Origin of the sequence: Comamonas sp. Z1, from assembly GCF_008121555.1 — a bacterium.
Classification (GTDB): domain Bacteria; phylum Pseudomonadota; class Gammaproteobacteria; order Burkholderiales; family Burkholderiaceae_C; genus Comamonas; species Comamonas thiooxydans.
Genome location: NZ_VOQT01000060.1, coordinates 1 through 1,193 on the forward strand (window position 1 = coordinate 1; position 1,193 = coordinate 1,193).

The following is a 1,193-nucleotide window of genomic DNA, read 5'->3' on the forward strand; positions in this document are numbered from 1 at the left end:
GGTAATACCCCCTGAAATCCACCGCTGGGAGAAGTAGAATTTTCTCGTTAAGAGGGAGTTCTGCAGATGAAGAAGTCGAGATTCACAGATAGCCAGATATTGGAGGCGCTCAAGCGCGCGGAGGCTGGGCTTGCGGTGCCGGAGCTATGCCGGGAACTGGGCATCAGTTCGGCAACGTTCTACAAATGGCGCTCGAAGTACGGCGGGATGGACGCGTCGATGATGTCGCGCATGAAGGAGCTCGAGGCGGAGAATGCCCGGCTGCGCAAGATGTACATCGAGGAGAAGCTCAAGGCTGAGATTGCCTCGGAGGCGCTGCAAAAAAAGTTCTGAAGCCATCTCGCCGGCGCGAGATGGCAAAGCAGGTTGTGCAACAGCGCCGCGTGTCAATTCGTGTGGCGTGCACAGTGTTCGGCATCAGCGAGTCGTGCTACCGATACGAGGCGAAGTTGAACACGGAGAACGAAGAGATTGCAGACTGGCTGATGCGTATCACGGGCTGTCATCGCAACTGGGGCTTTCTGCTGTGCTATTACTACTTGCGTAACGTGCAGGGATTCGGGTGGAACCACAAGCGCATCTACCGGATTTATCGGGAGCTGGAGCTGAACCTGCGCATCAAGCCGAAGAAACGCTTGGTGCGCGAAACGCCGCAGCCGCTGTCGGTGCCGCATGCCATCAACGAAGTGTGGTCAATGGACTTCATGCATGACCAGCTCGTTGACGGGCGCAGCATCCGGACGCTGAACGTGATTGATGATTTCAACCGCGAGGCGCTGGGCATTGAGGTGGATTTCTCGCTGCCGTCCGAGCGGGTGATTCGCACGCTGGAGCAGCACATGGAATGGCGTGGCAAGCCGAAGGTAATTCGTTGTGACAACGGCCCAGAATACCTGAGCACAGCCATCGTGACTTGGACGCAGAAGCTAGGTATACGGCTGGAATACATTGAGCCGGGCAAGCCGCAACAGAACGCGTACATCGAACGGTTCAATCGGACCGCGCGATACGAATGGCTCTCGCAATATCTGTGGGAAGACCTGGAGCAGGTTCGGCAGGCAGCGGCCGACTGGATGTGGACTTACAATCACGAGCGCCCAAATATGGCATTGGGCGGCTTTACCCCGAAGCAGCGGCTGGCCATGGCCGCTTAGTTTCTACTTCTGCCGACTGTGGAAAACGGGGGCATTACC

Annotated in this window: 1 protein-coding gene; it reads left to right on the forward strand. The window is 57.1% G+C overall.

The window, feature by feature from the left end; genetic code table 11:
* Positions 1–66 precede the first annotated feature (66 nt).
* A protein-coding gene (locus FSY45_RS27705) for an IS3 family transposase (protein WP_086003188.1) occupies positions 67–1,154 on the forward strand; the annotation gives its coding sequence in 2 pieces (ribosomal slippage) (positions 67–316 and positions 316–1,154; 1,089 coding nt in all).
* The last annotated feature ends 39 nt before the right edge of the window (positions 1,155–1,193 follow it).